Raw genomic sequence first — 25,986 nt, forward strand, 5'->3', positions numbered from 1 at the left:
CGCACCATCCGCCGACCCGCGCGGGATCGCCGCGGGTCGGTCGATGCGTGGCCTAGTGGGCCGCGCATCGTTCGGATAGATTGCCCGGCGGAGACGCTCCGGCCGCGACAAGGTTGTCGCGGCCAGGACGGCGGTTCGCGCTGCGGTCGCCGTCCGGGACGACGGTCTTCTCGGTGAAGAGGACAAGGACATGCAAGCAGGGAAGAATCTCGCGGCGGCGTTGGCCGTGGCGGTCGCCGGCGTGGCGATGGCGGCCGCGGTGTCGGATCGGATCGCGGACGCGGCGCCTTACGCGTCTTGGCAAGCGCAATCCGCGGCCGCCCCGGCGGCGACCGAGGTCGGCGGCGCGCCGGCAACGCCGGCCGACGCGCCGGTCCCGTTTTCGTTGACGCTGCACGGCGAAATCGCCGGCCTCGCCGCCGGCGCCACGGCGACCGCGACGGTCTTCGTCGGCGGACGCAGCTATCCGGCGACGGTGCAGGGCGATGCCTACAGCGCGACCGTCGAAGCTTTGAACGGCGACGAGATCGTGGTGGTGGAAGTCGCCTCGACCCGCGCGCGTTACCGTTCTTTCGTCGGTAGCGCGGCGCGGCTGGCGGCCGCGGCCGGCGGCGACGCCGATGTGAGCTTGAGCGAACGCGCGTCGCTGCGGGTGTCGCCGTTCAGCAGCGCGCTGGCGTTCCTGGTGCGCACCGCTTTGGGCGGACGCGATGCGGCGTCCGACGCCGAATTCGAGAACGCGACCCGTTCGGTCGTCGGCTACAACCTCGCCAACAACGCTTTCATGCTCGACGGGTGGACCCGAGGCACGTTCGCGCTACCGCAGGGCTATCAGGACGGGCAGCAGATACTCGAAGCGCCTGCGGCGGTCTACAACCAGCAGGTAGGCCAGATCAACGTCGCGCCGGCGATGGCGTACCTGTACGACAACGCCGACAACGCGCCGCTGACCGAGCTGGCGCAGTTGCCCGAAACCTTGGCCATGCTCGGTCCGATACCGGTCAACGAGGATTCGGTCGCGGTTTCCGACCTGCAACTGCTGTATCGGCAGAGCGACGGCGCGAGCTACGCCTTGTTCGAGGAAGAGCCGCTTGCCGAGCATCCGCGCTACAACGCGGCGCTGACGGCGCAGGGCGAGGTGGCGCTGGCGCCGATCGGCAATGCCGGAGCGCGCAACGCGCTGCGCGCGCTGCCGTTCGCGCCGACCGTGCAGTCGCCGATCCAGCGCAGCGTGCGCGGGCATACCTTGCGGCGGGTGGCCGTGGGCGATGTCTACAGCCTGTGGATGTCGCGCACTGTCTGGTTCGACAGTCATCACTCCGCCGCCGGCGACTGGGAACAGGAGTACCCCAGTTACTCGCTGTGGTCGGCGTTCGACCTCAATGCGGTATCGGCGGCGAACAACTGGGCGCCGCTGCTGGACGGAACGATCGAAGCGGCGTTGTACTTCTTGCCCGCGCCATGCAGCAGTCCGCGGCGCGCGGCGGCGTACTTGCCCGCGTTCGGCAAGTGCGAGCATCGCGCGTACTGGTTTATCCGGCCCCACGGCGGGTTGGTCTACAACCCGGCTACGTACAACGACTACATGCAGTCCGTCCAGGGCAGCGGCTCAGCCGACTTCAGTCATGAAATCGTTGGCGGCAGGCTGCGGATCATGCCGACGCCGGCGGCCGGCGAGCCTTACGTCAGCACCACGTTCTGGCGTTACGAAGAGGGCGAGCCGCTGCGGCGTCCGGTGCTGTACCTGTCCAGCAGCAGCGGGGGGTACATGGTCGGCGCGAGTATGGCGCTGGCGCCGCAGCCCGGCTTCGCGCCCGGCGAAATGATGGGTTCCTGGCGCGGTCCGACCTCGCAGGGACGCTTCGCCCAATATCCCGCGCCGTACTCGACCTTCGAGATCCGGCGGTTGGCCAATGGGTATCAGCGCGACGTCAGCATCTACTTCACCGGCAGCGAGACCTTTACTCAGGGCGAATGGTGGAGCGGTAGCCTGGGCGTGGCCGACTATCAGTATCTGATGCGCTATCCAGGCGCGACGACGACGCGGCCCGCCAGTCACTGCCGCGAAGCGTTCTTCGGCGGCGCCAGCGAGTGCGCGCCGAGCCGGGTGCGCCACTTCCGCCCGTTGCAACGGGTCGGCTCGCGCCTGTACGGGCTGGTCGATTTCTACTCGAACACGGCGCTGAAGCCGCAGGGTTATACCGGGACCTACGACACCCGCTACATGGACTCGCGCGCGGACTACATCGAGTGCGTCGCCGGCGCGTGCTTGCCGCCGACGCCTTGATCGTTGGTAGCCGCTGAGGCCCGGCCCCGCTCGCGCAGGGGGCCGGGCCGCGCCCGGGGCGGCGTTTGTCGCCGCCTAGACATCGCCTCGCTTATCGTCCCGCCCTGTTTTCGCACCAGGGGGCCGCATGAGCCGCGAACTGATCTATCTGCTGCTGATCTTCGGCCTGCTGGTCGTCCCGCGCGCGCTGCAGCGCTACAAGATTCCCGCGCCGCTGACCTGTCTGCTGTTCGGCATCGTGGCGATGCTGGCCTGGGGCGACAAGTCGCACGACACCGTGGTGGCGATGCTGGCCACGCTCGGCATTTCCTCGCTGTTCCTGTTCGCCGGGCTGGAAGTGGAGCTCAGCGCGCTGCGCAAGGGGCTGTGGCCGTTGGTCGCGCATTTGCTGATCCGCACCGCGACTTTGGTCGGCGTCGGCTGGCTGGCATGGCGCTACGCCGGCATGGGTTGGCAGGCCGCGGGTTTGCTGGCGCTGGCGCTGCTGACGCCGTCCACCGGCTTCATCCTCGACAGTCTGGCGCGGCTGGGCTTGGACGAGGAAGAACGTTTCTGGGTCACCAGCAAGGCCATCGCCGGCGAATTGCTGGCGCTGGTGGCGCTGTTCGTGGTCTTGCAAGCCAGCGACCCGGTGCGCATGGCGCTGTCCTCGGGCGCGTTGATCGCGATGCTGGTCGGTTTGCCGCTGGTGTTCGTCGCGCTCGGGCGCTGGGTCGCGCCGCATGCGCCGGGCTCGGAGTTTTCGCTGTTGGTGATGGTCGGCATGATCGCCGCGTTCGCCACCGCCAAGCTCGGCGTGTATTACCTGGTCGGCGCGTTCGTCGCCGGTTTGATCGCGCGCTTGTTGCGCGAACGCATGCCGCGTCTGGCCTCGGACGAGAACCTGCACGCGGTGCGGCTGTTCGCTTCGTTCTTCGTTCCGTTCTATTTCTTCAACGCCGGCACCAAGGTGCCCAGCGGCGCGCTGAGCTTCGAGGCGCTGGGCCTGGGGCTGTTGCTGACGGCGGTGGTGCTGCCGCTGCGGATCGGGGTGATCTGGCTGCAGCGGCGCGCGCTGTTCGGCGAGAGGCACGGCTCCAGCCTGCGCGTGTCGGTGGCGCTGGCGCCGACGCTGATCTTCACCCTGGTCCTGGCCGGCATCCTGCGCGACCGCTTCGCCTTGCCGGATGCGTGGTTCGGCGCGCTGCTGCTGTACGCGACGCTGACCACGGCGCTGCCGTCGCTGGTGTTCCGCGCGCCGTTCGATGTCGATCCGGCCGAGGACCACGGCCCGCGCCACCCCGACGACGCCGGCGACCGCCGCCGCCGCGAGGCCGCGGCCGGGACCGCGCGGCCCGAGCCGGAGCCCACCGCGGTGCCGGCGGCCGCGGCGCGGCCGGTTGCGGCGCGGCCCGATCCGCACCCGCCGGGCGGCTGAGACGGCCCGGGGTTGCCGATTTCGAGCCGATTTCGAGCCGATCCGGCGCGATTCCGGCCCCGAATCGGCCTCCGCTGCGCGCCGCGCGCTTGCATCGGCGCGTCCGAGCCCCAAACTAGCCAGCCTGAGCCGGCTTCCCCACGTTTCCCGCCATGCCCATCTACGCCTTCCAGTGCAATGCCTGCGGCCACCACTTCGACCGCCTGCAGAAGCTCTCCGATCCCGATCCGACCGTTTGCCCCGAGTGCGGGGCCGATCAGGTCGGCCGCCAGCTGACCGCGCCGCAGTTCCGTCTGGCCGGCGGCGGCTGGTACGAAACCGACTTCAAGAAGGACGGCGACAAGAAGCGCAATCTCGCCGGCGAGGGCAGCACCGGCGGGACCGCGGCGAGCAAGCCGGCCGAGAAGAAGGCCGATGCGGCGCCCGCGGCGCCGGCTCCGGCCGCCAAGCCGGCGGCCAGCGGCGGCTGAGGTTCCGGCCCCGTCCGCGATCTGCCGAGAGGGCGCCGAGAGGCGCCCTTTCTCGTGAGGGCCGGGGTTCCGGCTCGGATCGCGACGATCCGGGCGAGCCCGACGCCCGTCCCGCGCGCCCGCCGCGACGCCCGCGCCCGCCGCTGAAGGCCGCGCGATAAAACGACTAGAATGTTCGGCCCCGGCCCCCGGCCGGTGAGGCGATTCCGGCCCGGCTCCCGCCGCGGTCCGCGCGAGCCGCCTGCGGCAAAACCCCCACGATCCAACGATCGGCCCGGCCGATCGACCAATCCGGAGCTTCCATGCGTACCCACTTCTGCGGCCTCGTCGATGAGGCGCTGATCGGCCAGACCGTCACCTTGTGCGGCTGGGTCAACACCAACCGTGTCCAGAGCCACGTGGTGTTCACCGATCTGCGGGATCACGAGGGCGTGGTCCAGATCGTGGTCGATTCGGACATGGGCGATCTGTTCAAGACCGCCGGCGATCTGAGCGCGGAAAGCTGCGTGCGCGTCACCGGCACCGTGCGCGCGCGCGGCGCCGCCAACGACAAGATCCGCAGCGGCAAGGTCGAAGTGCTGGCCGCGCGGATCGAAGTGCTCAACAAGGCCGAGCCGCTGCCGTTCCACGCTCACGAGAACGCCGGCGAAGAAACCCGCCTGACCTATCGTTACCTCGACCTGCGCCGCCCGGAAATGCAGAAGATGATGCGCACCCGCATCCGTCTGGTGCAGTCGCTGCGCCGCTGGCTCGACGCGCGCGGCTTCCAGGACATCGAAACCCCGATCCTGACCAAGGCCACGCCGGAAGGCGCGCGCGACTTCCTGGTCCCGGCGCGCATGCATCCGGGCGAGTTCTACGCGCTGCCGCAGTCGCCGCAGCTGTTCAAGCAGATCCTGATGGTGGCCGGCTTCGACCGCTACTACCAGATCGCGCGCTGCTTCCGCGACGAAGCGCTGCGCGCCGACCGCCAGCTCGAGTTCACCCAGCTCGACATGGAATTCGCCTGGGTGTCCGAGCGCGACGTGCAGGACACCGTCGAGGGCATGATCCGCGAAGTGTTCAAGGAAACCATCGACGTCGAACTCGACGCGACCTTCCCGCGCATGACCTACGCCGAAGCCATGCGCCGCTACGGTTCGGACAAGCCGGACCTGCGCATCGAACTGGAATTCGCCGACATCGCCGAGCTGGTCAAGACCTGCGAATTCAAGGTCTTCGCCGATTGGGCCAACCACGCCGACGGCCGCGTGATCGCGCTGCGCGCGCCGGGCGCCGCGGGCTGGTCGCGCAAGCAGATCGACGAGGCCGGCGCGCACGCGGCCAAGCACGGCGCCAAGGGTTTGGCGTGGATGAAGATCGAGGACGCCGGCAAGGGCCGCGAGGGCATCAACTCGCCGATCGCCAAGTTCTTCGACGACGCCACCCTGGCCCAGATCGTCGCGGCCGCCGGCGCGCAGACCGGCGACATGATTTTCTTCGGCGCCGCCGACTACAAGACCGCCAGCGACTTCATGGGCGCGCTGCGCCTGAAGCTGGGCCGCGATCTGAACTTGATCGGCGAAGGCTGGAAGCCGCTGTGGGTCACCGATTTCCCGATGTTCGAGTGGGACGAAGAGGCGCAGCGCTACGTGGCGCTGCATCACCCCTTCACCGCGCCGGCCGTGGACGACATCGCCGACCTGCGCGCCAACGCCAAGACCGCGGTGTCGCGCGGCTACGACATGGTGCTCAACGGCAACGAGATCGGCGGCGGTTCGATCCGCATCCACCGTCCGCAGATGCAGTCGGCGGTGTTCGATCTGCTCGGCATCGGCGCGGAGGAGGCCGAGGCCAAGTTCGGCTTCCTGCTCGACGCGCTCAAGTACGGCGCGCCGCCGCACGGCGGCATCGCCTTCGGCATCGACCGCATCGCCGCGCTGATGGCCGGCACCGAGTCGATCCGCGACGTGATCGCCTTCCCCAAGACCACCACCGCGCAATGCCTGATGACCGGCGCGCCGTCGCCGATCCCGGACGCGCAGCTGGCCGAAGTGCATGTGATGGTGCGGCCGAAAGATCCGGCCTGAGCCATCGCGGCGGCCCGATGCGAATCGGGCCGCCGTCGCTTCGTGGAAGGGGTTTCGGCTCCGATGCTTCGCGCTCAGGCCTGTCGGCTTGCGGCTGAAGCATCGCAGCCGGGGCCCCTTCCGCATTTAGACTCTGCGACACCCACGAATCGAACGATGCCGCACATGGACGCCCCTTCCGCGAACTTCGCCATCCGCCGCGCCACGCCGGCCGACACCGCCGCCTTGGCCGAGATCTCCGCGCGCTGCTTCGTCGTCACCTTCGGCGATTCGTACCCGCCGATCGACCTCAGCGGCTTTCTCGCCGACACCTATTCGCACCAAGCCATCGGCGCGCTGCTGGCCGACCCGGCTTGCGCCGCGTGGTTGCTGGAGCGCGACGGCGTCGCGATCGGCCACGCGCTCGCCGGCGCCTGCGGGCTGCCGCACGCGGACGTCGCGCCCGGCGACGGCGAGCTCAAGCGCCTGTACCTGCTGCCCGAGGCGCAGAACGGCGGTTGGGGCAGCCGCTTGTTCGAGACCGCGCTGGTGTGGCTGGAACGCGAAGGCCCGCGCACGCTGTGGATCGGCGTGTGGTCGGAGAACTACGGCGCGCAGCGGTTCTACGGGCGCTACGGATTCGAGAAGGTCGGGCATTACGAATTCGTCGTCGGCGACACGCGCGATCACGAGTTCATCCTGCGCCGCGCAGCGGCCAGTTGATCCGCAACCCGCATGGCCTGCGTGTAGGAGCGGCGTGAGCCGCGACCGCGAAATCGCATAACCCGGCGGCAGCTGTTTTCGAGCGGGTGGCCTCCCGACGCCGGAATGGTCGCGTCGGCGTTCGTATTGATGCGGTCGCGGCTCGCGCCGCTCCTACAGGTCGCCCATGTAGGGGCGGCGCGAGCCGCGACCGCGAAACCGCATAGGCCGGGGCGGCTTTTTTCGAGCGGGCGGCCTTCCGACGCCAGGATGGTTGCGTCAGCGTTCGTATTGACGCGGTCGCGGCTTGCGCCGCTCCTACAGGTCGCCCATGTAGGAGCGGCGCGAGCCGCGACCGCGAAACCGCATAGACCGGCGCGGCTGTTTTCGAGCGGGTGGCTTCCCGACGCCAGAACGATTGCGTCGGCGTTCGTATTGGCGTGGTCGCGGCTCACGCCGCTCCTACACAGGTCGCCCAAGTAGGAGTGGCGCGAAGCGCGACCGAGGGTGGGGCGGGGCGGTTCAGCGCAACGCGATCAGCGCCCGGTGCGGCGATGGCGGCCCGTGCGAGGCGGCGGCCGGCGCGGGCGTCTGCGCCGGCGGCGCGCAGCGGCAATCGATGCGGTGCGGCAGCACCCACAGCGCCGGCGACCACTGCATCAACTGCGGATAGCTGCGCTCCAGGCGCGCCCCGACTCGGTCGAAGAACAGATGCACGGGGTGGATCAGGCCGATGTGGCTGGGCTGCTCGCACGACACCGGCGCCGTGGAGAACAGCGCCACCGCGGCCAGCAGCGCCGAGGCGAGCACGTTGACGATGGGCAGGGCGGTCGTCGGGGAGCGCGGGGCCATGGAGGTGCCGTCGGCTGCGGGTGGCGCGCATCCTGCGGTGCGCCGGCCGTGCAATATTTGCACGCCATCACGATTCGGATGCTTGGTTGTTTCACACTTGTTGTTCGATGACATCCATCTCATTTTCTAGACGCAGATCGCAACGTCAGGACTTGACGGATTTGCCGGAACGCCCGGGCGCGTGACTCGGATCGTGGCCGGTCTCGCCATACGGCGGGTATGGGGTAGCGAACTGTGAAACCGGTTCGGCTTGGCTGACCGTTTGTAACCGCGGCGGGGGGAGCGGCCGGTTCGGAGGGGCTGAGCCGGTTGGACGGCCGGAACGATGCGCCTTTCGGCGCGCGCCGTCGCGGCGACCGGATGTCGCGGGCGGGAGATTCCGCGCTTCCCCGACGCCGAAGACCGCGCGACTCGCCGGCCGGCCTGCTCCGGCGCCACCGCGCGTACCCGGCCGAAGTCGCCATGACCGCCGCCCCCGCCGCGCCGCTTGGCGTCGCGCCGCCGCGGCCCGATAGTGGCCGCAGGCTTCCCATCCGCACCGCTTATGGCCCGCACGCCCCACCTGCGCAGGATCGTGATGTTGCACGGCATCTGGATGCCCGGCGTGTCGATGGCCTGGCTCGGCGCGCGACTGGCCGCGGCCGGCTTCCAGCCCGAAACCTTCGCCTACGCCGGCGCCGCCGCCGGCCCCGAGGCGGTGCTGCCCAAGCTGGTCGAGAGCCTGCGCCGCGAGCCCGCGCACGTGCTGGCGCACAGCCTCGGCGGCCTGATCACCCTGCGCGCGCTGCGCGAGCACCCCGAATTGCCGGTGCGGCGCGTGGTCTGCCTGGGCTCGCCGCTGCTCGGCAGTTCCGCCGCCGACGGTCTCTCGCGCCATGCCTGGAGCGCGCCGGTGCTCGGCCGCGCCGCCGCGCTGCTGCTGGAAGGCTGCCCGCCGTGGCAGGGCGCGGCCCAGGTCGGGCTGATCGCCGGCCGCAGCCCGCACGGGCTGGGCCGCTACTTCGGCCGCTTCGACGGCGACAGCGACGGCACCGTCGCGGTCGCCGAAACCCGGCTGCCGGGACTGGCCGCGCACTCGGTCATCGACGCCAGCCACAGCGGCCTGCTGTTTTCCGCCCAGGCCGCGCGCATGACCGAGGCCTTCTTCCGTCGCGGCAAGTTCGGCGACTGATCGCCCGAATGCGATCCCGGTTCGCCGCCGGCGGACCGCCGCCGGGCGGATGGCGGTTTTCGAGTCGCGCACCAGAACCGATCAGGTAAAATCGCCGGCTTGTTCAGACATAAGCCGGTAACGCCATGGGTAGAGGTCCGTCGATCGAAGCACGCAAGAACGCCGAAGACGCGCGTCGCGGCAAGATCTTCACCAAGATCATCCGCGAGATCAGCGTCGCCGCGCGCCGCGGCGGCGGCGATCCCAACGGCAACCCGGGCCTGCGCACGGCGGTCGATAAGGCGCTGTCGGCGAACATGTCCAAGGACGTGATCGAACGCGCGATCAAGAAGGCCACCGGCGCGCTGGAAGGCGTCGAGTACGAGGAAGTGCGCTACGAGGGCTACGCCCCCGGCGGCGTGGCGGTGATCGTGGACTGCCTGACCGACAACAAGGTCCGTACCGTCGCCGACGTGCGCCACGCCTTCAGCAAGTTCGGCGGCAACCTCGGCACCGACGGCTCGGTGTCCTTCATGTTCGCCAAGCGCGGCGTGCTGTGGTTCGAGGGCGGTGCCGACGAAGAGAAGATCACCGAGGTCGCCATCGACGCCGGCGCCGACGACGTCGTGGTCTACCCCGACGACGGCTCGATCGACGTGCTGACCGCGCCCGACGCGTTCGCCGCGGTCAAGGCCGCGATGGAAGCCGCGGGCCTCGCGCCCGGCCAGGCCGAAGTGACCTTCCGCGCCGACAACACCAGCGCGGTGGAAGGCGAGACCGCGCAGCAGGTGGTCAAGCTGCTCAACTGGCTGGAAGACATGGACGACGTGCAGAACGTCTACACCAACGCCGACCTCGGCGAGGACGCGTATGCGTAGTCGCGGCCGCCGGGACCGCGGCCGCGCCCCGCGCGCGTCCGGCCCGGCCACCGCGCTGCGCCAGCGCTAGCCGATGGCGACCTCCGCAACCCGCAGCCCGGCCGCCGGGCCCGTGCGCATCCTGGGCATCGACCCCGGCTCGCAGCGCACCGGCCTGGGCGTGATCGACATGGCCAGCGACGGCCGCTGCACCTTCGTCGCCGCGCGCGCGCTCAAGCTGCTCGACGCCGAGGATTTCCCCTCGCGCCTGGGCCTGCTGTGCGAAGGCCTGGAAGCGGCGCTGGACGAGTTCGGGCCGATGCAGGTGGCGATCGAGACGGTGTTCATGGACAAGTCCGCGACCTCGGCGCTCAAGCTCGGCCATGCCCGCGGCGCGGCGCTGGCGACCGTGGTGCGCCGGCGCATTCCGATCAGCGAATACGCGCCGCGGCTGATCAAGCAATCGCTGGTCGGGCGCGGCGCGGCCGACAAGCAGCAGGTCCAGCACATGGTGCGGCTGTTGCTGAACCTGCCCGAAGTGAAGCTGCAGGCCGACGCCGCCGACGCGCTTGCGGTCGCGCTGACGCATGCCCATATGAGCGCTACGGCCCAGCGCACCGGCATCGCCACCCACCAGCTGCGCAGGCGCGGCGCCTGAGATGGCCGCCGTCCGGGTCGTCGCCGCGCCGTCCGCGGCGCGCGGGGTAGGGACCCGCGCGCGCGTCCGCGTTGTCCTGGGTAGCCGTCCGCGCTTTCCTTCGATTTCCGTCTTCTTTTTGCGACGCGCCGGTCACGGCGGGTCGCGCCGTCCTTTTGGAGTCACCCTGTGATCGGTCGCCTCAAAGGCATCCTGGTGCATAAGCAGCCGCCGTGGCTGGTGGTCGACGTGCACGGCGTGGGCTACGAGCTCGAAGCGCCGATGAGCACGTTCTACGACCTGCCCGACATCGGCCGCGAGGTCGCGTTGTTCACCCATTACGCGCAGAAGGAAGACAGCGTCTCGCTGTACGGCTTCCTGCGCGAGAGCGAGCGCCGGCTGTTCCGCGACGTGCAGAAGGTCAGCGGCATCGGCGCCAAGATCGCGCTGGCGGTGCTGTCGGGCGTGTCGGTGGACGAATTCGCGCGGCAGGTGCAGGCCGGCGACGTCACCGCGCTGACCCGCATCCCCGGCATCGGCAAGAAGACCGCCGAGCGTATGGTGGTCGAACTGCGCGACCGCGCCGCCGATCTGGCCGGCGCCGGCGCCACCCTGCCCAGCGGCGGCATTCCCGCCGACCCGCAGAGCGAGGCCGTGGTGGCCTTGCAGCAACTGGGTTACAAGCCGGCCGAAGCCGCGCGCATGGCGCGCGAGGCCGCCGCGGCCGGCGACGATGCCGCCGCCATCATCCGCAAAGCGCTAAAGTCCGCGCTGCGTTGAGCCCACGGCGGGACACCGCCCGGAATCCGACGACAATGTCTTCTACTGTTCCTGCCAGCGACAAGCACGCTCACGGCCACAAGGCCGCGAGCGGCCACGACTCAGGCCATCACGGCCCCAAACAAGGGCTTCCGGGGCTGATCGTCGGCGCGATCGGCGTGGTCTTCGGCGACATCGGCACCAGCCCGCTGTATACGCTGAAGGAAGCGTTCTCCCCGCACTTCCACCTGGTCAGCAACCACGACACCGTGCTCGGCATCCTGTCGCTGGTGTTCTGGGCGCTGATGATCGTGGTGACGCTCAAGTACGTCACCATCATCATGCGCGCCGACAACGACGGCGAAGGCGGGATCATGGCGCTGATGACCCTGGCCCAGCGCACCCTGGCCAAGGGCGGGCGCTCGGCCTATGTCGTCGGCATTCTCGGCATCTTCGGCGCCTCGCTGTTCTTCGGCGACAGCGTCATCACCCCGGCGATTTCGGTGCTCGGCGCGGTCGAGGGCCTGGAAGTCGCCGCGCCCGGCCTGCACCGCTTCATCGTGCCGATCACCGTGTTGATCCTGGTGATGGTGTTCCTGGCCCAGCGCTTCGGCACCGAGAAAGTCGGCAAGGTGTTCGGCCCGATCACCATGATCTGGTTCGTCTCGCTCGCCGCCATCGGCGTCTACAACATCATTCAGGGCCCGGAAGTGCTCAAGGCGCTCAACCCGATGTGGGGCGCGCGTTTCTTCATGGAACACGGCACCAAGTCGGTGCTGATCCTCGGCGTGGTGGTGCTGGCGGTGACCGGCGGCGAAGCGCTGTACGCCGACATGGGCCACTTCGGCGCCAAGCCGATCCGCTACGCGTGGTACCTCATGGTGCTGCCGAGCCTGATGCTGAACTACCTCGGCCAGGGCGCGTTCGTGCTCAACCATCCGCGCGCGGTGGTCAACCCGTTCTTCGAATCGGTGCCGCCGTGGGCGCTGTACCCGATGATCGTGCTGGCGACGATGGCGGCGGTGATCGCCTCGCAGGCGGTCATCACCGGCGCGTATTCGGTGTCGCGTCAGGCGATGCAGCTGGGCTACATCCCGCGCATGCAGATCAAGCACACCTCCAGCAGCACCATCGGCCAGATCTACGTGCCGTACATCAACTGGATCCTGGCGATCGCGGTCATCACCGTGGTCCTGGCCTTCCGCAGCTCGACCGCGCTGGCCACCGCCTACGGCATCTCGGTGTCGGGGACGATGCTGATCGACACCTTGCTGCTGGCCCTGGTCGCGCGCGCGCTGTGGCCGCGCTGGCGCAAGTGGGTGCTGCCGCTGTGCGTGCTGTTCTTCGTGGTCGACGTCGGCTTCGTCATCGCCAACGGCGCCAAGTTCTTCGACGGCGCCTGGTTCCCGCTGGCGCTGGGCCTGATCGTGTTCACCCTGCTGCGCACCTGGCGCCGCGGTCGCGAACTGCTGCACGAGGAAGTGCGCAAGGAAGGCATCTCGCTCGACAGCTTCCTGCCCGGCCTGATGCTGGCGCCGCCGGTGCGGGTGCCGGGCACGGCGATCTTCATGACCGCCGACAAGGGCGTGGTGCCGCACGCGTTGCTGCACAACCTCAAGCACAACAAGGTGCTGCACGAACGCAATGTGTTCCTGACCGTGGAAACCCTCGGCGTGCCGTACGCGCCGAAGGAGAAGCGGCTCAAGATCGAGGCCATCGGCAACGATTTCTATCGGGTGGTGATCCGCTTCGGCTTCATGGAAGTGCCCGACGTGCCGCTGGCGCTGATGCGCTCGTGCGATGCCGGCGGCATCTACTTCGATCCGATGGACACGACCTACTTCGCCAGCCGCGAGACCGTGGTCGCCAGCCGCCACCGCGGCATGCCGATCTGGCGCGACCGCTTGTTCGCCTTCATGCATCGCAACGCGGCGCCGGCGACCGGGTTCTTCCGCATTCCCGGCAATCGCCTGGTCGAGCTGGGCGCGCAGGTCGAGATCTGATCGCGGCGGCGCGGTTGCGGCCGCGCTGCGCGGTTTCGCCGCGCGGAGTCGTATCCGCGACGGCAATCGGCCGGAGAAAGCGCTAGAGTGCGCGCTTCGCCGGCCGGCGCTCAGGGGACGGTCGGCCCTTAATCCGTTCAGGAACCGCCATGTCCGCCAGCAGCCCGTCCCCCGCCCATGCCGACGGTTCGGCGGGCCATGCCAAGACCGGTCTCGCCGGATTGGTGGTCGGCGCCATCGGCGTGGTGTTCGGCGACATCGGCACCAGCCCGCTGTACACGCTGAAGGAAGCGTTCTCGCCGCATTACGGCCTCAGCCCCGACCAGCACACCGTGCTCGGCATCCTGTCGCTGGTGTTCTGGTCGCTGATGATCGTGGTCACCTTGAAGTACGTGGCGGTGATCATGCGCGCCGACAACGACGGTGAGGGCGGCATCATGGCGCTCACCGCGCTGACCCAGCGCACGGTCAAGCACAATCCGCGCGCGGTCTACGTCATCGGCATCCTCGGCATCTTCGGCGCCTCGCTGTTCTTCGGCGACGGCGTGATCACCCCGGCGATCTCGGTGCTGTCGGCGGTGGAAGGCCTGGAAGTGGCGGCGCCGCACCTGGACCGCTTCGTCGTGCCGATCACCGTGGCGGTGCTGGTCGTGCTGTTCCTGGCCCAGCGCTTCGGCACCGAGGTGGTGGGCAAGGCGTTCGGCCCGGTGATGATCCTGTGGTTCCTTTCGCTCGGCGCGATCGGCGTCTACAACATCGTCGATGCGCCGCAGGTGATCCGCGCGCTCAATCCGATCTGGGGCCTGCGCTTCTTCATGGAGCACAACTGGCACGCGGTGTTCGTGCTCGGCGCGGTGGTGCTGGCGGTGACCGGCGGCGAGGCGCTGTACGCCGACATGGGCCACTTCGGCAAATGGCCGATCCGTCTGGCCTGGACCTACGTCGCGCTGCCGGCGCTGACCTTGAACTACCTCGGCCAGGGCGCGCTGATGCTGGGCAAGCCGTCCGCGGTCGGCAATCCGTTCTTCGAGGCGGTGCCGGCCTGGGCGCTGCTGCCGATGGTCGGCCTGGCCACCGCGGCGACGGTGATCGCCTCGCAGGCGGTGATCACCGGCGCGTTCTCGGTCGCGCGGCAGGCCATGCAGTTGGGCTACATCCCGCGCATGGCGATCAAGCACACCTCTCGCGAAACCATCGGCCAGATCTACATCCCGGCAGTGAACTGGATGCTGCTGGCATTGGTGGTGGTGTCGGTGGTCGGCTTCGGCAGTTCGACCGCGCTGGCCACCGCCTACGGCGTTTCGGTCACCGGCACCATGCTGATCACCAGCGTGCTGATGATCATCTACCTGCGCGCCAACTCGCGCATCCCCGCGCCGCTGTTCTGGCTGCTGGCGGCGATGTTCGTGTTGGTCGATCTGGCGTTCTTCTACGCCAACATCATCAAGTTCATGGACGGCGCCTGGTTCCCGCTGCTGCTGGGCGTGGTGCTGTTCACCATGATGCGCACCTGGCGCCGCGGCCGCGAACTGCTGCACGAGGAAGTGCGCAAGGAAGGCATCTCGCTCGACAGCTTCCTGCCCGGCCTGATGCTGGCGCCGCCGGTGCGCGTGCCCGGCACCGCGATCTTCATGACCGCCGACAAGGGCGTGGTGCCGCACGCGCTGCTGCACAACCTCAAGCACAACAAGGTGCTGCACGAGCGCAACGTGTTCCTGACCGTGGAAACGCTGGGAATGCCGCACGCGCCGAAGGAGAAGCGGCTCAAGATCGAGGCCATCGGCAACGACTTCTACCGCGTGCTGATCCGCTTCGGCTTCATGGAAGTGCCCGACGTGCCGCTGGCGCTGATGCGTTCCTGCGATGCCGGCGGCATCTACTTCGATCCGATGACCACGACGTACTTCGCCAGCCGCGAGACCGTGGTCGCCAGCCGCCACCGCGGCATGCCGATCTGGCGCGACCGCTTGTTCGCCTTCATGCACCGCAACGCGGCGCCAGCGACCGGGTTCTTCCGGATTCCCGGCAATCGCTTGGTCGAGTTGGGCGCGCAGGTCGAGATCTGACGCGGGCGGCCGCGGCCGCGCGCTAACCGCGGCCGCCGTCGCCGGCAAGCCCTCGCGCCGGAATGCTGCGGTGCGCGCCGCGCGCCGGGAAGAATCGTTCCATCCGCGCCGGATTGCGGCCGCGCGCGGCGCCCGCCTAGCCTCGTCGCCACTTCCCACGACGAGGATTCCGCGATGACCGAAGTCTCCCCGCAGGCCCGCGCCTTCGTGATCCAGCAACGCGACGCCGAGTTGCTGCGCGGCGACGGCAGCGAGTTGTGGCTGCTGGCCGACGCCAGCGATTGCTGCGGTGTTCTGGGCTGCAACCGCCTGCGCCTGCAACCCGGCGCGGCCGGCGCCCGGCCGCACATCCACCATCGCTCCAGCGAGGCGTTCTACGTGCTTGAGGGAACCTTGGAGATGCTCATCGACGGCGAGACCGTGCGGGTGGAGCAGGGCGGGCTGGCGGTGATTCCGGCCGGCGTCGTGCATTCCTTCCGCGCCACCGAGGGCGAGGTCGCCGACGTGTTCGTGACCCTGGCGCCGGGTACCGATCGGTTCGACTATTTCCGCGCGCTGCCGAAGATCCTGCGCGGCGAGATTGGCGCGGAGGAACTGGCGCAGATGCACGAGCGCTACGACGTGCATTTCGTCTGAGTCGCGGGCCGTCCGGGCCGCTCGCGGCGGGCGCCGGGCCGCGCGGGATTCGCCCGTCGCGAGAGGGCGCATCGCGAAGCCGCGGCGCATGGGGCAGGGCCGCCGCGCCGGCGCCGGCCGCGCGACTTGTCCACAGGCGCGGCGGGCCAGCGGCCCACCGCAGCGCGAACCGCGCCGGCGCTCGCGGATTCGAGCCGGTACGCGCCCATTCGCACCGATCCGCGCCTTTCGTGCGAATCCGCCCGGCGCCGCCGCGCCCCGGTACGTTCCGCCACTGCGCCCGCGCCCCGTCCCATGCGAACATATCCGCATGAACGACCAGCGCATCATCGCCTCCGGCGCCACCCGCGAAGACGACGCCATCGAGGCCTCGATCCGCCCCAAGCGCCTGGACGAATACCTCGGCCAGCAACCGGTGCGCGAGCAGCTCAAGATCTACATCGAGGCCGCCAAGGGCCGCGGCGAGGCGCTCGATCACGTGCTGATCTTCGGCCCGCCGGGCCTGGGCAAGACCACGCTGAGCCACGTCATCGCCAACGAGCTCGGGGTCAACCTGCGCCAGACCTCCGGCCCGGTGATCGAAAAGGCCGGCGATCTGGCCGCGCTGCTGACCAACCTGCAGCCGCACGACGTGCTGTTCGTCGACGAAATCCACCGCCTCTCGCCGCTGGTCGAGGAAGTGCTGTACCCGGCGATGGAGGACTACCAGATCGACATCATGATCGGCGAGGGCCCGGCCGCGCGCTCGATCAAGATCGACCTGCCGCCGTTCACCCTGATCGGCGCGACCACCCGCGCCGGCCTGCTGACCGCGCCGCTGCGCGACCGTTTCGGCATCGTCCAGCGGCTGGAGTTCTACAACGCCGAGGAGCTGACCAAGATCGTGCGCCGCTCCGCGCAGATCCTCGGCATCGCCTGCGAGGCCGAGGGCGCGGCCGAGATCGCCAAGCGCTCGCGCGGCACCCCGCGCATCGCCAACCGCCTGCTGCGGCGCGTGCGCGACTACGCCCAGGTGCGCGCCAGCGGCCACATCGACCGCGCCGTCGCCGATGCGGCGATGGCGATGCTCAAGGTCGATCCGGAAGGCTTCGACGACCTCGACCGGCGTTTGCTCAAGACCATCATCGAGTCCTTCGACGGCGGCCCGGTCGGCGTGGAGTCGCTGGCCGCCGCGCTGAGCGAGGAGCGCGGCACGCTCGAGGACGTGATCGAGCCGTTCCTGATCCAGCAGGGCTATCTGATCCGCACCGCGCGCGGCCGCATGGCGACCTCGCGCGCTTACCGCCATTTCGGCCTGGACCCGCGCCAGCGGCCGGGCGAGGGCGCCGGCGAACCGGGAGCGTTGTTCTGATGCCCGTCGCTTCGACGCCGGCCTGCGCCGGCCCGCACGGAGACCGCGCATGAGCGCTCCATCGACCGATTCCGCCGCGAGTTCCGCCGTTGTTCCCGGCTTATTCAGTTGGCCGACACGCGTCTATTGGGAAGATACCGACGCCGGCGGGCTGGTGTACCACGCCCAATATCTGGCCTTCATGGAGCGCGCGCGCAGCGAATGGGTGCGCGCCCTGGGCTACGGCCAGGACGGCCTGCGGCTCGAGCACGGGCTGTTGTTCGTGGTCGCCGGCATGCAGATCGGCTTCCTCAAGCCCGGACGGCTGGACGACGAACTGCGGGTCACCGTGGAATTGGTGCGCTGCCGCCGCGCCAGCCTGATCTTCGTCCAGCGCGTGATGCGCGGCGAAGAGCGGCTGATCGACGCCGAAGTGAAGATCGCCTCGGTCGACGCGCAGCAGCTGCGTCCGTGCCCGATCCCGCCGGCCTTGTATGCGCAGTTGCTGGCGCAGCAAGCGCCGGAGCCGGCCGGCTGAGCCGCGCGCGACGCCGCCCCGCGGGCGCGTTGCGGACGGCTTCACGGACCCGGTAGTAAAACCCGCGCCAAACCCGAGCTTCAGACTACAACCCCACGACATCCTGCGGTCCGTTGACTCCCGACGCGCCGCACGCCCCACACAAGCCCGCGCACCGGGCGACGGAGAACCGAGCATGACGTCATCGCTGATCGCGCAACTGGCCACCACCGTGCAGGCCCTGCCGGAGGAAGCCACCCAAGCGGTGACCCAGGCCGCCGCAGCCGCCGGCCACGCCTCGACGGAGTTCAGCCTGCTGGATCTGGTGATCAAGGCCAGCCTGCCGGTGCAGTTCATCATGCTGCTGCTGGTGATCGCCTCGCTGACCTCCTGGTACATCATCTTCCGCAAGTGGAAAGTGATCCGCCGCGCCAAGGCCGAGGCCGATCATTTCGAGGAACGCTTCTGGTCGGGCGCGGAACTGTCCAAGCTCTACGCCGGCACCACCGAGCGCGCGCGCAACATCGGCGGCCTGGAAGCGATCTTCGAGGCCGGTTTCCGCGAGTTCAACCGCGTGCGCCAGCGCCGCGGCGTCGATGCCCGCGCCCAGATCGAAGGCGCCCAGCGCGCGATGCGCGCGACCGGTTCGCGCGAAATCGACGGTCTGGAGCACAACCTCGAACTGCTCGCCAACATCGGCTCGACCTCGCCCTACATCGGCCTGGTCGGCACCGTGTTCGGCATCATGGTGACCATGCATTCGCTGGTGTCCGCGTCCAAGCAGGTCGGCATCGCCGACGTCGCGCCGGGCATTTCCGAAGCGCTGCTGGCGACCGCGATGGGCCTGTTCGTGGCGATTCCGGCGGTGTGGGCCTACAACCGCTTCGCCACCGGCGTGGAGCGGCTGGCGGTGCGCTACGACGCGTTCTCCGAGGAGTTCTCCTCGATCCTGCAGCGGCAGGCGCACCTGGACGAGTGATGCGGCGCAGCCCCACCGCACCGCACGGCCGGCGCCCGCGTTCGACGCGGCGCCCGCTCAACGCCTGAAACAGGCGCGTCATACGAGGATTCCGCCATGTCCGGCACCGCCATCCGCCGCCCGCGCAAGCGCAAGCTCAAGGCCGACATCAACGTCGTGCCTTACATCGACGTCATGTTGGTGCTGTTGATCATTTTCATGGTCACTGCGCCGTTGTTGACCTTGGGCGTCGATGTCGATCTGCCCAAATCCAACGCCAAGTCCACCCAGGCCAAGAGCGATCCGGTCGTGGTCCAGGTCGACGAGCGCGGCAATTTCTTCCTCACGCTCAAGGCCGGCGACAAGGAAGCGGTGACCGCGCAGGATCTGGCGAGCAAGATCGGCGCCATCGTCAAGCAGAACGACAAAGAGAAGCTGCAGGTCTACATCGCCGGCGACGGCCGCGCCAATTACCAGCCGGTGATGGACGCGATGAACATTCTGCAGAAAGCCGGCGTCGAGAAGGTCAGCCTGATCAGCCAGCCCGAGAAGGGTAAGCAATGACGGAGACCCGCGCCGACAAGGTGCAGGCGCTGATCCTGGTCGTGCTGCTGCACGGCCTGCTGATCGCGGCGCTGATCGTCAGCGCGCTGCTCAACTGGAACAGCGCGGCGGTGTCGGCCGCCGGTTCGCCGGTGGCGACCGAATTGGCCGAGATGAGCGATCTGTCGGCGGCGATGCAGCGCACCCTGCGCAGCAAGGTCGAGCCGATCAAGCAGCCGCAGCCCGAGCCGGTGCCCGAGGATTCCGAACCGCTGCCGCAGCCCATCGCCGAACCCAAGCCGCAGGACGCGGTCTCGCCGCAGCAGCAATCGCCGCAGGATTTCGTCCCGGTGCCCGACACCACCAGCCAGGAGCAGGTGGTGGATACGCCGACGCCGAATCCGGCCGAGGAAAAGATGGTGCAGGAGGCCAAGGCGCGCCAGGAGCAGGTCGATCTGACCGAGCAGAAGCGTCAAGAAGAGGCGCAGCAGAAGCAGCGTCTGGCCGAGCAGCAGGACGCCGAACGCCAGAAGAAGCTCGAGGACATCCGCCGCGAGCGCGCGCGCTTGCAGCGCGAGCAGAACCTGGCCGAGCAGAAGCTGCAGCAGCTCGCCGACCGCCGCGCCACCCAGGCCAGCCAGACCGCCGCGACCAGCGCGCCGGCGCCGGCCGGCAATCAAGGCGCCGATACCGGCTTGCTGGCGCGCTATCAGGCGGCGCTGCAGTCGGCGATCAAGGCCAAGTGGACGCGCCCGGATTCGGTGCCGCTCGGCGCGGCCTGCAAGCTCAACATCCGCCAGTTGCCGGGCGGGCAGGTGATCGCGGTCGAAGTGATCGAGCCCTGCGCTTACGACGAAGCCGGCCGGCGCTCGGTCGAGGCCGCCGTGCTCAAGGCCCAGCCCTTGCCGTACGCTGGGTTCGAGAGCGTGTTCCAGCGCACCCTCAACCTCAATTTCCGCGCCGAGGACCGCTGATGCGCCGCCCGTTCCGCCGCCTCCCGCTCGCCGGCCTCGCCTTGGCCGCGGCCCTGGCCGCCGCGCCCGCCGGCGCGGCCAACACCGAAATCGGCCGCGCCTGCGACAGCCCCGAGCATTGCCTGCCGCAGAACCAGCTGCGTTATTACGAGCTGCTGCGCCAAGCCATCGGCCAACACTGGACCCCGCCGTCCAGCGCCGCCGCCGACAGCGTCTGCACGCTCGAACTCAACCAGAGCCCCGGCGGCGCGGTGACCTCGGTGCGCGCGATCGAGCCCTGCGGCCTCGACGCCGCCGGCCGCGACACCTTGCTGGCCGCGGTCCGCGCCGCCAGCCCGCTGCCGTACCAGGGCTACCAACAAGTGTTCAAACCGCGGCTGCGGCTGGCCGTGCACGTGCCTGAACCGGACGAGCGCGAAGGCCGGGTCAAGCGCTGGTGGCGGCAGGTGCGCGAGCGCTGAGCCCCGCGCGCCTTGCCGGCTCGGGCGGTCCGCCCGGCGGCCGGGCCGCCTGCCCGAGCAGGGCGAAGGCTGCCCGATAGCGTCGTTCGCGGCGCTTTTTGCGCGCCGTTGCCCACCGCACGGGCGCCGATAACACTTCGATACGCAAATTGACGCCGGGTTTTGAGCCCACGTTCACCCAGCAGCGTTAACAATGCCGAACCTGAACAAACCCCCGTTGGATCTTCACGGAGTGCCGATGAAACGACCCTTGCGCTGGCTGGCCACGCTGCTCGCCGTTCTGCTCCCCCTCGCCGCATCGGCCCAGCAGAAGGGGTTGGAGATCGACATCGTCGGCGGCCTGGCCTCGGCCACCCCCATCGCCACCGTGCCCATGCCCTACCAGGGCGGCGGCGCGGCCCCGCCGACCGACATCGCCGAAGTGGTCCGCAACGACCTCAACCGTTCCGGCCAGTTCCGCGGCCTGCCGGTCGAGCAGATGACCGCCAAGCCGAGCCGCGGCAGCGAAATCAGCTTCCCCGACTGGCGCGCGCTCAACCAGGACTACATCGTGGTCGGCCGCGTCCTCGACGCCGGCGCCGGCAGCTACCGGGTCGAGTACGAGCTGTACGACGTGGGCAAGCAGCAGCGCCTGCTCGGCTTCGCCCTGACCGCGCGCGCCAACGCCATGCGCGACGTCGCCCATCAGATCGCCGACGCGGTGTACGAGAAGATCACCGGCGTGCGCGGCGCGTTCTTCACCCGCATCGCCTACGTCACCGCCACCGGCACCGGCCGCGGCAGCAACTACGCGCTGATGGTGGCCGACTCCGACGGCTACAACCCGCAGACCGTGGTGCGCTCGCCCGAGCCGCTGCTGTCGCCGTCGTGGAGCCCGGACGGCAACCGTCTGGCCTATGTGAGCTTCGAGGGCGGCAATTCTTCGATCTACATCCAGAACATCGGCACCGGCAGCCGCGAACTGGTCGCCAAGTTCCGCGGCATCAACGGCGCCCCCGCGTTCTCGCCCGACGGCCGCCGCCTCGCCCTGACCCTGTCGCGCAGCGGCAACCCCGAGATCTACGTGATGGACCTGGGCAGCAAGGCGCTGACCCAGCTGACCAACCATTTCGGCATCGACACCGAGCCGACCTGGTCGGCCGACGGCTCCAAGATCTATTTCACCTCCGACCGCGGCGGCAAGCCGCAGATCTACTCGGTCGCGGCCAGCGGCGGCAGCGCCACCCGGGTGACCTTCCAGGGCAGCTACAACGCCAGCGCCAGCGTGTCCTTCGACGGCAAGAAGATCGCCACCGCCCAGGGCGCCGGCAACACCTACCGGATCGCGGTGATGGATTCCAGCACCGGCGGCGCCCTGTGGAGCACCCTGTCGCCGGGCTCGCTGGACGAATCGCCGAGCTTTGCCCCGAACGCCTCCATGATCATTTATGCTGCGCGCGAAGGACGCCGTGGCGTGCTCTATGCCGTTTCCGCCGATGCCCGGGTGCGCCAGCGCCTGGTGCTCGCCGACGGCGACGTGCGCGAACCGGCCTGGGGGCCCTACCGCCTGCCGCGCTGATGCGCCGGGCAGCCCCCGAGCGCCGGCTTTAGCCGAAAACAGCGCCAGAACAACGCCTGCGACACTCCCCGAACGACTCCTGCCCCACGTTACAAACTGACGAGGAATACCCCATGAACAACGCTGCCCGCATCTTGCTCGTCGCCGTGCTCTGCACCGCGGCCGTCGCCTGCTCGAAGAAGGTCAAGGAAAAGCCGGTCGATCAAGGCACCGGCCCGACCACCACCACCCAGCCGGGCGGCGACACCGGCCCGGTCGCCTCGGGCGCCTACGGCCCGAACGACCTGGACACCGACGCCTGCCTGCGCCAGCGCGTGGTCTACTTCGACCTCGACCAGGATTCGCTGAAGCCGGAATTCCAGGCCATCGTCGGCTGCCACGCCAAGTACCTGCGCGACCGTCCGTCCTCGCGCATGACCCTGGAAGGCAACGCCGACGAGCGCGGCAGCCGCGAGTACAACCTGGGTCTGGGCGAGCGCCGCGGCAATGCCGTGTCGTCGGCCATCCAGGCCAACGGCGGTTCGGGCAGCCAGATCACCGTCGTGTCCTACGGCGAAGAGCGTCCGGTCTGCACCGACTCGAACGAAGATTGCTGGGCCAAGAACCGCCGCGTCGAGATCGTCTACACCGCCAAGTAATCGCGGCCAGACTTTCCCGAGCAACCCAGACGAAGGCTGATCAGCGATGCGGAAGTTCGCAGAGCGTAAGTTCGCACTAGCCTTGGCAGTCGTGGCGGCCCTCGCGGCCGCCACGCCCGCTTTCGCTCAGCGCGCGAGCCTGGCCGACCGGGTCGCGACGCTGGAGCAGCGCGCGTCCGACAACCAGGCCAACATGGACCTGCTCAACCAGGTCAACCAGCTCAAGTCGGAAATGCAGGCCCTGCGCGCGCAGGTCGAGGAATTGCAGCAGCAGAACCGCCAGCTGCAGGAATCGAGCAAGGCCCAGTACCTGGATACCGACAACCGTCTCAACCGGCTCGAAAGCGGCGCGCCCGCCGCCGCCGCGCCGGGGCCGCAAGCGGCCGCCAAGCCTTCGCCGCCGCCCGCGGCGGCGAAGCCCGCGGCGACGGTGAAGGACACCCCGCCCAGCGTGCACGGCGACCCGGGCCTGCTGGCCCAGAGCGGCGACGAACGCGCGGCGTACGACGCCGCCTTCAACGAGCTCAAGGCCGGCCAGTACGTCGAGTCGGCGCGCCTGTTCCAGGATTTCCTGGCCGCGCACCCGAACGGCACCTACACGCCCAACGCGCTGTATTGGCTGGGCGAGAGCTATTACGTCACCCAGAACTATCAGCTCGCGCAGGAGCAGTTCCAGAGCCTGCTCGACCGCTACCCGACCCACGACAAGGCCGCCGGGGCCCTGCTCAAGGTCGGTCTGGCCCAGTTCGGGCTGAAACAGGTCGACGCCGCCGAGCGCACGCTCGCCGACGTGGCCAACCGGTATCCCGGTACCGACGCCGCGCGCACGGCCGCCGATCGCCTCAACGCGATCCAGCTGAGCCGGCTGCGCAACTGAGTCCCGTCATGAACGCCGTTGTCTCCGAGACGGCCGCAGCGCCGTCCGAGCGCCTGCGGCTGACCGAAATCTTCCTGTCGCTGCAGGGCGAATCCGACAGCATCGGCTGGCCCACGGTGTTCGTGCGCCTGACCGGCTGCCCGCTGCGCTGCCAGTACTGCGACACCGCCTACGCCTTCCACGGCGGCGAGTGGTGGACGTTCGAGTCGATCCTGGCCGAGGTCGCCCAATACGGCGCCCGCCACGTCTGCGTGACCGGCGGCGAGCCGCTGGCGCAGAAGCGCTGCATCGAATTGCTCAAGCGCCTGTGCGACGCCGGCTACGAGGTCTCGCTGGAGACCTCCGGCGCGATCGACATCGGCCCGGTCGATCCGCGCGTGTCGCGCGTGCTCGACATCAAGACCCCCGATTCGCAGGAAGCGCACCGCAACCTGTGGAGCAACCTGCCGCTGCTCACCGCGCGCGACCAGATCAAGTTCGTGATCTGCAGCCGCGAGGACTACGAGTGGTCCAAGGCGATCGTCGCCGAGCATGGGCTGAGCGCGATCTGCGCGGTGATGTTCTCGCCGAGCTTCCATCAGGTGCGGCCGCGCGATCTGGCCGATTGGATCGTCGCCGATCGCTTGCCGGTGCGGTTCCAGCTGCAACTGCACAAGATCCTCTGGGACGACGAGCCCGGCCGTTGAGCCGCCGCGCGCGATGGCCGTAGGGCCGCGCGCGCATCGCGTCCCGCGCGAACGCCGGCGATGCCGCGCCGCTCCCCGCACTCGCCGCCCCGCGTCCGCCCGCGGACCGACGGCCAAACCCCGCAAGCCCGCCTGCGGTAGCCTTGCCCGATCATCAAAGTCGAAGAATCGCCATGAAGAAAGCCGTCGTCCTCGTTTCCGGAGGCATGGACTCCGCCGTCGTCGTCGCCATCGCGCGCGAGCAAGGCTTCCTCGTGCACGCGCTGAGCGTGCGCTACGGCCAGCGCCACACCTCCGAACTCGACGCCGCCGCGCGCATCGCCGAATCGATGGGCGCGGCCGCGCACAAGACCGTCAGCGTCGACCTGCGCAGCATCGGCGGCTCGGCACTGACCGACGAGAGCATCCAGGTGCCGCTCGACGACGACGGCCACGCCATCGGCCAGGACGCGGCCAAGGACGCGATCCCGGTCACCTACGTGCCGGCGCGCAACACCATCATGCTGTCGATCGCGCTGGGCTGGGCCGAAGTGCTGGGCGCCAACGACATCTTCTGCGGCGTCAACGCGGTGGACTACTCCGGCTATCCCGACTGCCGCCCCGAATTCGTCGAGGCCTTCGAGCGGCTGGCCAACCTCGCCACCAAGGCCGGCGTCGAGGGCGCGGGCCTGCGCGTGCGGGCGCCGCTGCAGTTCCTGAGCAAGGCCGACATCGTCCGCGAAGGCGTGCGCCTGGGCGTGGACTTCGCCCAGACCGTGTCCTGCTACAAGGCCGACGACGCCGGCCGCGCCTGCGGCCACTGCGACGCCTGCCGCCTGCGCGCCGAGGGCTTCCACGCCGCCGGCGTGCCCGATCCCACCCGCTACGTCTGAACGCGCGCGGGGCGGGGGCCTGACGGCCGGCCCCCTCCTGGGCTAGAATGCCCGGCTCCGGCGCGTCCGGACACGTTTTGGGTCGTTAGCTCAGTCGGTAGAGCATCGGACTTTTAATCCGCTGGTCGATGGTTCGAATCCATCACGACCCACCAGTCTCTTGCGGGCGAACCGCGTCTCTCCCCACGTCCCCTCACGAAAACGCCTCTTTTCTGGCCTTTCGTCCTCGGCCTGTGGACTTGTCAAATATCCACAGCCCCTGATTTGGCGAAAATTTCGCCAAATTTTCTCCGCTTTCTCCCCTCCTGTGGACTGCCGACCAGTGGATTGGTTTTCGGGATCTTACGGATCAATGGGTTACGGCTGGTCTTTTCAACGAGTCTTATCGCGATCAAGGCGGCCTGATGGATTCGAAATGGCGACCAGCCTGATCGTGTGCATCACGAGCGTTCACGGAGAGCCCGCAATTGGCTTTCCGCTTCGCGGGGACGCACTCCCACAACAAGGTAGAACCCTAATTCTGGTAGCAAATCCGTAGTGCCATCGGCCTTGTCTATCTCTAGCACTACATTTTTTTCGGAGTGCGAGGGTCGGTGCGGGTTAATGCTCGGTGCCTCGGAGCCCACGTACCGCAGTCGCGCCGAGCGAAACAAGGAATGGATTTCAGCCACGGTCAAGTCGATGCCTG

The 25,986-nt window shown here is 69.1% G+C and carries 24 protein-coding genes, 1 tRNA gene and 1 pseudogene; 24 read left to right on the forward strand and 2 right to left on the reverse strand.

Translation table 11 applies throughout. From position 1 onward, the window contains the following. The first annotated feature begins 190 nt into the window (after positions 1–190). From J5226_RS09935 to J5226_RS09955, 5 genes are all read left to right on the forward strand, one after another. Positions 191–2,287, forward strand: coding sequence for a hypothetical protein (locus J5226_RS09935; RefSeq protein ID WP_215839751.1), 2,097 nt, complete (start codon positions 191–193; stop codon positions 2,285–2,287). Positions 2,288–2,414: 127 nt separating this feature from the next. Next, the gene (locus tag J5226_RS09940; RefSeq protein WP_215839752.1) at positions 2,415–3,704 is read left to right on the forward strand and encodes a cation:proton antiporter; all 1,290 of its coding nucleotides are present in this window, start codon (positions 2,415–2,417) and stop codon (positions 3,702–3,704) included. Positions 3,705–3,856: 152 nt separating this feature from the next. Then, positions 3,857–4,174, forward strand: coding sequence for a zinc ribbon domain-containing protein (locus J5226_RS09945; RefSeq protein ID WP_215839753.1), 318 nt, complete (start codon positions 3,857–3,859; stop codon positions 4,172–4,174). 302 nt (positions 4,175–4,476) lie between these two features. Then, complete coding sequence (gene aspS / locus J5226_RS09950; protein ID WP_215839754.1) at positions 4,477–6,243, forward strand: aspartate--tRNA ligase; 1,767 nt, start codon at positions 4,477–4,479, stop codon at positions 6,241–6,243. Positions 6,244–6,408: 165 nt separating this feature from the next. After that, positions 6,409–6,945: a GNAT family N-acetyltransferase gene (locus J5226_RS09955; RefSeq protein ID WP_215839755.1), complete on the forward strand. Its 537-nt coding sequence runs from the start codon at positions 6,409–6,411 to the stop codon at positions 6,943–6,945. Here J5226_RS09955 and J5226_RS09960 read toward each other — a convergent pair. Both J5226_RS09960 and J5226_RS09965 read right to left on the reverse strand, forming a co-directional pair. Further along, complete coding sequence (locus J5226_RS09960) at positions 6,909–7,379, reverse strand: hypothetical protein (RefSeq protein WP_215839756.1); 471 nt, start codon at positions 7,377–7,379, stop codon at positions 6,909–6,911. The genes J5226_RS09955 and J5226_RS09960 overlap by 37 nt on opposite strands. A 67-nt stretch (positions 7,380–7,446) precedes the next feature. Then, positions 7,447–7,776: a hypothetical protein gene (locus tag J5226_RS09965; protein WP_215839757.1), complete on the reverse strand. Its 330-nt coding sequence runs from the start codon at positions 7,774–7,776 to the stop codon at positions 7,447–7,449. Between the two features lie 544 nt (positions 7,777–8,320). On the opposite strand from J5226_RS09965, the gene J5226_RS09970 reads away from it, so the two are divergent. From J5226_RS09970 to J5226_RS10060, 19 genes and pseudogenes are all read left to right on the forward strand, one after another. Beyond that, positions 8,321–8,947, forward strand: a complete 627-nt coding sequence (locus J5226_RS09970; protein ID WP_215839758.1) for an alpha/beta hydrolase — start codon at positions 8,321–8,323, stop codon at positions 8,945–8,947. Between the two features lie 125 nt (positions 8,948–9,072). Beyond that, on the forward strand, positions 9,073–9,804 hold the full coding sequence (locus tag J5226_RS09975) for a YebC/PmpR family DNA-binding transcriptional regulator (RefSeq protein WP_215839759.1): 732 nt from the start codon (positions 9,073–9,075) through the stop codon (positions 9,802–9,804). Positions 9,805–9,877: 73 nt separating this feature from the next. Continuing rightward, positions 9,878–10,441: a crossover junction endodeoxyribonuclease RuvC gene (ruvC, locus tag J5226_RS09980; protein ID WP_215839760.1), complete on the forward strand. Its 564-nt coding sequence runs from the start codon at positions 9,878–9,880 to the stop codon at positions 10,439–10,441. A gap of 168 nt (positions 10,442–10,609) precedes the next feature. After that, entirely contained in the window at positions 10,610–11,200 is a 591-nt protein-coding gene (ruvA, locus tag J5226_RS09985; protein WP_215839761.1) for a Holliday junction branch migration protein RuvA, read from the forward strand. Between the two features lie 137 nt (positions 11,201–11,337). Beyond that, positions 11,338–13,182 (forward strand): annotated as a pseudogene (locus J5226_RS09990) (potassium transporter Kup); the annotation flags it as partial. A 149-nt stretch (positions 13,183–13,331) separates the two neighbouring features. Continuing rightward, complete coding sequence (locus tag J5226_RS09995) at positions 13,332–15,248, forward strand: potassium transporter Kup (RefSeq protein WP_215839763.1); 1,917 nt, start codon at positions 13,332–13,334, stop codon at positions 15,246–15,248. A gap of 174 nt (positions 15,249–15,422) precedes the next feature. Further along, positions 15,423–15,884: a cupin domain-containing protein gene (locus J5226_RS10000; protein ID WP_215839764.1), complete on the forward strand. Its 462-nt coding sequence runs from the start codon at positions 15,423–15,425 to the stop codon at positions 15,882–15,884. Positions 15,885–16,194: 310 nt separating this feature from the next. Then, positions 16,195–17,235 carry a Holliday junction branch migration DNA helicase RuvB gene (ruvB, locus tag J5226_RS10005; RefSeq protein ID WP_215839765.1) on the forward strand — a complete coding sequence of 347 codons (1,041 nt, stop codon included), beginning with the start codon at positions 16,195–16,197 and terminating at the stop codon, positions 17,233–17,235. 49 nt (positions 17,236–17,284) lie between these two features. After that, positions 17,285–17,752 (forward strand): tol-pal system-associated acyl-CoA thioesterase, encoded by a 468-nt coding sequence (gene ybgC, locus J5226_RS10010; RefSeq protein WP_215839766.1) that lies wholly within the window; start codon positions 17,285–17,287, stop codon positions 17,750–17,752. A 175-nt stretch (positions 17,753–17,927) separates the two neighbouring features. Next, positions 17,928–18,710: a protein TolQ gene (gene tolQ, locus J5226_RS10015; RefSeq protein ID WP_215839767.1), complete on the forward strand. Its 783-nt coding sequence runs from the start codon at positions 17,928–17,930 to the stop codon at positions 18,708–18,710. 96 nt (positions 18,711–18,806) lie between these two features. Next, a complete protein-coding gene (tolR, locus tag J5226_RS10020; protein ID WP_215839768.1) occupies positions 18,807–19,253 on the forward strand; it encodes a protein TolR in 447 nt (148 codons plus the stop codon). Beyond that, on the forward strand, positions 19,250–20,206 hold the full coding sequence (locus J5226_RS10025) for a cell envelope integrity protein TolA (protein ID WP_215839769.1): 957 nt from the start codon (positions 19,250–19,252) through the stop codon (positions 20,204–20,206). The genes tolR and J5226_RS10025 overlap by 4 nt, the downstream gene beginning before the upstream one ends. Beyond that, positions 20,206–20,667 (forward strand): TonB C-terminal domain-containing protein, encoded by a 462-nt coding sequence (locus J5226_RS10030; protein ID WP_215839770.1) that lies wholly within the window; start codon positions 20,206–20,208, stop codon positions 20,665–20,667. Before J5226_RS10025 ends, J5226_RS10030 begins: the two co-directional genes overlap by 1 nt. Before the next feature lie 238 nt (positions 20,668–20,905). Beyond that, positions 20,906–22,225 carry a Tol-Pal system beta propeller repeat protein TolB gene (gene tolB, locus J5226_RS10035; protein ID WP_215839771.1) on the forward strand — a complete coding sequence of 440 codons (1,320 nt, stop codon included), beginning with the start codon at positions 20,906–20,908 and terminating at the stop codon, positions 22,223–22,225. A gap of 113 nt (positions 22,226–22,338) precedes the next feature. Then, on the forward strand, positions 22,339–22,863 hold the full coding sequence (gene pal, locus J5226_RS10040; protein ID WP_215839772.1) for a peptidoglycan-associated lipoprotein Pal: 525 nt from the start codon (positions 22,339–22,341) through the stop codon (positions 22,861–22,863). 46 nt (positions 22,864–22,909) lie between these two features. Beyond that, positions 22,910–23,740, forward strand: coding sequence for a tol-pal system protein YbgF (gene ybgF / locus J5226_RS10045; RefSeq protein ID WP_215839773.1), 831 nt, complete (start codon positions 22,910–22,912; stop codon positions 23,738–23,740). An 8-nt stretch (positions 23,741–23,748) separates the two neighbouring features. After that, complete coding sequence (gene queE, locus J5226_RS10050) at positions 23,749–24,426, forward strand: 7-carboxy-7-deazaguanine synthase QueE (RefSeq protein ID WP_215839774.1); 678 nt, start codon at positions 23,749–23,751, stop codon at positions 24,424–24,426. Positions 24,427–24,599: 173 nt separating this feature from the next. Then, positions 24,600–25,298: a 7-cyano-7-deazaguanine synthase QueC gene (gene queC, locus J5226_RS10055; RefSeq protein ID WP_215839775.1), complete on the forward strand. Its 699-nt coding sequence runs from the start codon at positions 24,600–24,602 to the stop codon at positions 25,296–25,298. A gap of 79 nt (positions 25,299–25,377) precedes the next feature. Further along, a tRNA-Lys gene (locus tag J5226_RS10060) sits at positions 25,378–25,453 on the forward strand. Positions 25,454–25,986: the final 533 nt, after the last annotated feature.

It is taken from the genome of Lysobacter sp. K5869, from assembly GCF_018847975.1.
Taxonomy (GTDB): domain Bacteria; phylum Pseudomonadota; class Gammaproteobacteria; order Xanthomonadales; family Xanthomonadaceae; genus Lysobacter.

Excerpts from the sequence above, each read along its gene's own strand:
- tolB (WP_215839771.1), top strand. The coding sequence starts at position 20,906 with ATGAAACGACCCTTGCGCTGGCTGGCCACGCTGCTCGCCGTTCTGCTC.
- tolR (WP_215839768.1), top strand. The coding sequence starts at position 18,807 with ATGTCCGGCACCGCCATCCGCCGCCCGCGCAAGCGCAAGCTCAAGGCC.
- J5226_RS10025 (WP_215839769.1), top strand. The coding sequence starts at position 19,250 with ATGACGGAGACCCGCGCCGACAAGGTGCAGGCGCTGATCCTGGTCGTG.
- aspS (WP_215839754.1), top strand. The coding sequence starts at position 4,477 with ATGCGTACCCACTTCTGCGGCCTCGTCGATGAGGCGCTGATCGGCCAG.
- ruvB (WP_215839765.1), top strand. The coding sequence starts at position 16,195 with ATGAACGACCAGCGCATCATCGCCTCCGGCGCCACCCGCGAAGACGAC.
- J5226_RS09935 (WP_215839751.1), top strand. The coding sequence starts at position 191 with ATGCAAGCAGGGAAGAATCTCGCGGCGGCGTTGGCCGTGGCGGTCGCC.
- queC (WP_215839775.1), top strand. The coding sequence starts at position 24,600 with ATGAAGAAAGCCGTCGTCCTCGTTTCCGGAGGCATGGACTCCGCCGTC.
- ruvC (WP_215839760.1), top strand. The coding sequence starts at position 9,878 with ATGGCGACCTCCGCAACCCGCAGCCCGGCCGCCGGGCCCGTGCGCATC.
- J5226_RS09940 (WP_215839752.1), top strand. The coding sequence starts at position 2,415 with ATGAGCCGCGAACTGATCTATCTGCTGCTGATCTTCGGCCTGCTGGTC.
- J5226_RS09945 (WP_215839753.1), top strand. The coding sequence starts at position 3,857 with ATGCCCATCTACGCCTTCCAGTGCAATGCCTGCGGCCACCACTTCGAC.
- J5226_RS10000 (WP_215839764.1), top strand. The coding sequence starts at position 15,423 with ATGACCGAAGTCTCCCCGCAGGCCCGCGCCTTCGTGATCCAGCAACGC.
- J5226_RS10030 (WP_215839770.1), top strand. The coding sequence starts at position 20,206 with ATGCGCCGCCCGTTCCGCCGCCTCCCGCTCGCCGGCCTCGCCTTGGCC.
- ybgC (WP_215839766.1), top strand. The coding sequence starts at position 17,285 with ATGAGCGCTCCATCGACCGATTCCGCCGCGAGTTCCGCCGTTGTTCCC.
- J5226_RS09965 (WP_215839757.1), bottom strand. The coding sequence starts at position 7,776 with ATGGCCCCGCGCTCCCCGACGACCGCCCTGCCCATCGTCAACGTGCTC.
- J5226_RS09970 (WP_215839758.1), top strand. The coding sequence starts at position 8,321 with ATGGCCCGCACGCCCCACCTGCGCAGGATCGTGATGTTGCACGGCATC.
- queE (WP_215839774.1), top strand. The coding sequence starts at position 23,749 with ATGAACGCCGTTGTCTCCGAGACGGCCGCAGCGCCGTCCGAGCGCCTG.
- J5226_RS09975 (WP_215839759.1), top strand. The coding sequence starts at position 9,073 with ATGGGTAGAGGTCCGTCGATCGAAGCACGCAAGAACGCCGAAGACGCG.
- pal (WP_215839772.1), top strand. The coding sequence starts at position 22,339 with ATGAACAACGCTGCCCGCATCTTGCTCGTCGCCGTGCTCTGCACCGCG.
- J5226_RS09995 (WP_215839763.1), top strand. The coding sequence starts at position 13,332 with ATGTCCGCCAGCAGCCCGTCCCCCGCCCATGCCGACGGTTCGGCGGGC.
- J5226_RS09955 (WP_215839755.1), top strand. The coding sequence starts at position 6,409 with ATGGACGCCCCTTCCGCGAACTTCGCCATCCGCCGCGCCACGCCGGCC.
- ybgF (WP_215839773.1), top strand. The coding sequence starts at position 22,910 with ATGCGGAAGTTCGCAGAGCGTAAGTTCGCACTAGCCTTGGCAGTCGTG.
- tolQ (WP_215839767.1), top strand. The coding sequence starts at position 17,928 with ATGACGTCATCGCTGATCGCGCAACTGGCCACCACCGTGCAGGCCCTG.